The 5091-nt window shown below is 74.3% G+C and carries 6 protein-coding genes and 1 pseudogene; all 7 read left to right on the top strand.

Annotated features, from left to right (window positions below):
- Positions 1–427, top strand: a pseudogene (locus AB0M52_RS30370) (primosome assembly protein PriA); the annotation flags it as partial.
- 139 nt (positions 428–566) lie between these two features.
- Positions 567–710: a hypothetical protein gene (locus AB0M52_RS30365; protein ID WP_363960839.1), complete on the top strand. Its 144-nt coding sequence runs from the start codon at positions 567–569 to the stop codon at positions 708–710.
- On the top strand, positions 707–1690 hold the full coding sequence (locus AB0M52_RS30360; RefSeq protein WP_363960837.1) for an AAA family ATPase: 984 nt from the start codon (positions 707–709) through the stop codon (positions 1688–1690). Before AB0M52_RS30365 ends, AB0M52_RS30360 begins: the two co-directional genes overlap by 4 nt.
- Positions 1691–1781: 91 nt before the next feature.
- Positions 1782–3050 (top strand): cytochrome P450, encoded by a 1269-nt coding sequence (locus tag AB0M52_RS30355; RefSeq protein WP_363960835.1) that lies wholly within the window; start codon positions 1782–1784, stop codon positions 3048–3050.
- Between the two features lie 46 nt (positions 3051–3096).
- The gene (def, locus tag AB0M52_RS30350) at positions 3097–3657 is read left to right on the top strand and encodes a peptide deformylase (RefSeq protein WP_363960833.1); all 561 of its coding nucleotides are present in this window, start codon (positions 3097–3099) and stop codon (positions 3655–3657) included.
- A 4-nt stretch (positions 3658–3661) separates the two neighbouring features.
- Positions 3662–4588, top strand: a complete 927-nt coding sequence (gene fmt, locus AB0M52_RS30345; protein WP_363960831.1) for a methionyl-tRNA formyltransferase — start codon at positions 3662–3664, stop codon at positions 4586–4588.
- The coding region (locus AB0M52_RS30340; protein WP_363960829.1) for a transcription antitermination factor NusB at positions 4585–5091 on the top strand (507 nt) is incomplete at its 3' end. The genes fmt and AB0M52_RS30340, both read left to right, overlap by 4 nt.

Genomic DNA, 5091 nt, shown 5'->3' with positions numbered 1-5091 from the left:
GTTGCGCCGCTGGTCGGCGGCGGCGGCGCTGGCCCGGCCGGCCGCGGCCGGCGGCCGGGTGGTGGTGGTCGCCGACGACGCGCTCGCGCCGGTGCAGGCGCTGCTGCGCTGGGACCCGGGCTGGTTCGCCGCCCGTGAGCTGGCCGAGCGCCGGGAGCTGGGTTTCCCGCCGGCGGTACGGATGGCCAGCGTGACCGGCCCGCCGGCCGCCGTGGCCGACCTGCTGGCGCAGACGCGGCTGCCCGACGGGGCGGAACTGCTCGGCCCGGTGCCGGCCGACGGGGAGCGGGAACGGATGCTGGTGCGGGTGCCCCGGGCGCGGGCGGCGGCCCTGGCCGAGGCGTTGCACACGGCGGCGGGCGTGCGCAGCGCCCGCAAGGCGGCCGACCCGGTCCGCCTCCAGGTCGACCCGCTCGCGCTGTTCTGACGCCGTTCCGTGACGGTGAGTGTCGATCAGGACCCCATACGTCGCCATATGCGATGATCTCGTGATGTCTTGTGTCGGCGCGCCCACCCGGGGCCGCGTCTTCGGGGGCACCGCGGCAAAGGTGATAGCATCGCCCGTCATGCTGGGGCGCACGACGGCTGCGGGGTCGCGGCGCGGCGTCAGACGCGCCGAGCTGGAGTTGTCGCAGGACAGCGGGACCGCGTGGGTCTGGCGCGATATCGACGATCTCAATCAGCCGGTGATCAGGGGTGGACAGTCGTGACCGTTCGTCAGTCGATCGTCTTCAACGGTGACCTGGGCAGCGGCAAGAGCACCGTTTCGGTGGTGATCGCCGAGCGGCTCGGGCTGCGCCGGGTCAGCGTCGGTGACCTCTACCGGCAGATGGCCCAGGAACGGCAGATGACCGCGCTTCAGCTCAACCTGCACGCCGAGCTGGACCAGGCCGTCGACGGTTACGTCGACCAGCTTCAGCGCGACATCGCCGCCTCCGGCGAGAGCCTCGTCATGGACTCCCGGCTGGCCTGGCACTTCTTCACCGACGCGCTCAAGGTGCACATGATCACCGAGCCGGCTGAGGCGGCCCGCCGGGTGCTGCTGCGCCCCTCCGGCCCGGCGGAGAGCTACATCTCCCAGGAGGAGGCCAAGGCCAAGCTCAGGGAGCGCAGCGAGAGCGAGCGCGGCCGGTTCCTGATCCGGTACGGCGTGGACAAGGCCCGGCTGCGCAACTACGACCTGATCTGCGACACCACCCGGGCCCCGGCCGACGAGGTGATCGAACGCATCATCGACGCGTACGGGGGCCGGCTCGCGCCCGACGTGCTGCGCGGTGCGCCGCCGCTGCTGCTGCTGGACCCGGCGCGGGTCTACCCGACCGAGGACAGCGCGGGCCTGCGCGGGCTCTGGGACTCGACGTTCGTCGGTGAGGTCGCCGACGCCGGCGAGACGGGGCTGGAGCCGCTGGAGATCGGCTTCACCGGCGAGTACTTCTTCGTGGTCGACGGGCACCGCCGGCTCAGCGCGGCGCTGCGCAACGGGTTCCGGCTGGTGCCGGGCCGGCTGGTCGCCGAGGTCGACGAGCCGGTGGTGGGCGGGATGAGCGCGATCGACTACTTCGCCGCGCAGGCCCGCCCCAGCCTGATCCACGACTGGGAGGCGGCCCACGACATCCGGCTGCCGCTGCCGGAGCACGCGCTGCTCGCCGGCGACGCGGTGCTGGCGGGGGAGTCCGGCACCGCCGGCTGAGGCCTTGCCGCCGCGGCCGGCGGCGGCCCCGGACAGCCGCGCTGGCGTCGCGCGGGCATGATGGAGCCGCCGGGACACCGAGGAGGCCACCATGGATGTCGCCGAGGCGCTCGCTGTGCTCATGTCCTCGCAGGGCCGCGTCGACCCGTACCCGGTGTACGAGCGGCTGCGTGGCCACGGGCCGGTGGTCCAGGCCGGTCCGAACATGTACGTGGTCACCGGCTACGCCGAGGCTGACGAGCTTCTCCGGGACGCCCGCATCCAGGTGCTGGACGACCACCTGCGTGACGAGCTCCTGCCGGCCTGGCGGGACAGCCCCGCCGTGTCCTCGATCGCCCGGTCGATGCTGCGCACCAATCCGCCCGATCACAGCCGGATGCGCCGGCTCGCCGCCGGAGCCTTCACCCCACGCCGGATCGCTGCCATGCGGGACGTGGTGGCCGGGCAGGCCGAGGAGCTGATTGACACGATGGCGGCGGCCGGCCGGGACGGCACACCGGTCGACTTCATGGCCGAGTTCGCCTATCCGTTGCCGGTCGGGGTGATCTGCGCGCTGCTCGGCGTGCCCACCGCCGACCGCCCGCTGTTCCGGCGCTGGGCGGCCGACCTGACCGGCATCCTGGAGCCCGAGATCACCCCGGCGGAACTGGCCGTGGCCGACGCCGGTGCCACCGAGCTGCGCGGCTACTTCGCCGAGCTGGTGGCCGCCCGGCGGGGGCAGCCGGCCGACGACCTGACCACCGCCCTGGTGCAGGCGCACGACGCCGGCGACCGGCTCTCCGGCGAGGAGCTGCTGGCCAACCTGGTGATACTGCTCGTCGCGGGCTTCGAGACCACCACCAACCTGCTGGGCAACGGACTCTCGGTGCTGCTGGCGCACCCCGGGGCGGCCGACGTGCTGCGCCGGCATCCGGAGCACGCCCCGGCGTACGTGGACGAGCTGCTCCGCTACGACTCGCCGGTGCAGCTGACCACGCGGACCAGCAGCGAGGCGGTCCGGGTCGGCGGGGCGGAGCTGCCCGCCGGCAGCTGGATCCTGCTGCTGCTCGGCGCGGCCAACCGCGATCCTCGGCGCTACCCGACACCCGAGCGCTTCGACCCGTGGCGGGCGCAGCTGGCCCCGCTCTCCTTCGGCGCCGGCCCGCACTACTGCCTCGGTGCCGGGTTGGCCCGGCTGGAGGCGCAGGTCGCCGTCCCGTTGCTGCTGCGCCGGCTGCCCGGGCTGGCCCCGGCCGGCACGCCCCGGCGGCGGAGCCGGTTGACCCTGCGCGGGTACGACAGCCTTCCGATCGCGGTGGGTGAGCCGGCGCCGGACGTCGATCATGGTGCGCCGGCCGGGACGGCTCCGGGCACTCCGTAGACTGGTACGGCCACGGCCTTGTCCCACCGCTAAGGAGTCGACCCGCGTGACCGTCCAGCCCATCCGTTTGTTCGGGGATCCGGTGCTGCGCACGCCGGCCGATCCGGTGGTCGACTTCGACGTCGAGCTGCGCAAGCTCATCGCCGACCTGACCGACACCATGCGTGAGCAGAACGGCGCGGGTCTCGCCGCGCCGCAGCTCGGCGTCGGCCTGCGGGTGTTCGCCTTCGACGTGGACGACGTGGTCGGCCACCTGGTGAACCCGGTGCTGGAGTTTCCGGACGCCGAGGAGCAGGACGGCCCGGAGGGCTGCCTGTCCATCCCCGGGTTGTACTTCGACACCAAGCGCCGGCAGAACGTGATCGCCAAGGGCTTCAACGGCTATGGCGACCCGATGCAGATCGTCGGCACCGGCCTGATGGCGCGTTGCGTGCAGCACGAGACCGACCACCTCGACGGGGTGCTGTTCATCGACCGGCTGGACCCGGCGGGCCGCAAGGAGGCGATGAAGGCGATCCGGCAGGCCGAGTGGTACGACGTCGCCGCCCCGCCCACGGTCAAGCTGAGCCCGCACGCCGCCGGCAGCCCTTTCGGTCTGGGGCGGTGACCGGGTGCGTGTGATCTTCGCCGGTACGCCGGCCGTCGCCGTTCCCCCGCTGGCCGCCGTGGCCGCCTCCCGGCACGAGCTGGTCGCCGTGGTCACCCGACCGGACGCGCCGGCCGGGCGGGGCCGGGGCCTGGTCCGGTCCCCGGTGGGTGCCTGGGCCGACGAACGTGGCATCGAGGTCCTCACCCCGGCCCGGCCGCGCGAGCCGGAGTTCCTGGACCGGTTGCGTGCGCTCGCCCCGGACTGCGTGCCGGTGGTGGCCTACGGCGCGCTGGTGCCGCCGGTCGCGCTCGCGATCCCTCGGCACGGTTGGGTGAACCTGCACTTCTCGCTGCTGCCCGCGTGGCGCGGCGCCGCACCCGTGCAGCACGCGGTGCTGCACGGTGACGAGCTGACCGGGGCCAGCGTCTTCCAGTTGGAGGAGGGGCTGGACACCGGGCCGGTCTACGGCACGCTGACCGACGAGATCCGGCCCGCCGACACCTCCGGCGACCTGCTGGAGCGGCTCGCGCACACGGGTGCCGGGCTGCTGGTGGCGGTCCTCGACGCGCTGGAGGACGGCACCGCGCGGGCCGAGCCGCAGCCCGCCGACGGGGTGTCCCTGGCACCGAAGCTGACCGTCGAGGATGCTCGGGTCCGCTGGGCCGACCCGGCCTTCGCGGTGGACCGCCGGATCCGCGCCTGCACCCCGGCACCCGGCCCGTGGACGACCTTCCGTGGCGAGCGGGTGAAGCTCGGCCCGGTCACCCCGGCCCCCGACGCCCCGGCCCTCAAGCCCGGCGAGCTGCTGGTGGAGAAGGCCCGGGTGCTGGCCGGCACGGCCACCGTCCCGGTCCGGCTCGGCGAGGTGCGGGCGGCGGGCAAGCGGGCCATGGCGGCGACCGACTGGGCGCGCGGCGCCCGGGTCAGCGCGGGGGAGGAGTTGGCGTGAGGGACACCAGGGACACCGCACCCCGGCGGGGGTTCGACCGCCGAGGCCCGCGCGTGGGGCGTCCGGCGATGGACCGTCCGCGGTACGCCGCGTACGAGGCCGTCGCGGCGGTGCACCGCGACGACGCGTACGCCAACCTGGTGCTGCCGGCTATCCTGCGCGAGGAGGGGCTGACCGGCCGGGACGCGGCCTTCGCCACCGAGCTGACCTACGGCACGCTGCGCCACCTCGGCACCCTCGACGCGATCCTCACCTCCGCGGCCGGCCGGGACGTGCAGCGGATCGACCCACCGGTACGCGACGCGTTGCGGATCGGTGCGTACCAGCTGCTGCACACCCGGGTGCCCGCGCACGCGGCGGTCTCCTCGACCGTCGACCTGGTCCGGGCGGTCGGCCAGGGCGCGACCGGGTTCGCCACCGCCTGCTGGATGGAGACCTCGTTCTCCGGGTCCGTCGAGGCGGTGGCCTCGTCCAGCACCACCACGGGCGCGTCCTTGAGCAGC

It is taken from the genome of Micromonospora sp. NPDC051296, assembly GCF_040682255.1.
GTDB lineage: Bacteria > Actinomycetota > Actinomycetes > Mycobacteriales > Micromonosporaceae > Micromonospora > Micromonospora craterilacus.
The sequence above is the reverse complement of the archived record's forward strand: the minus strand, read 5'-3'. Positions and strand labels throughout refer to the sequence as shown.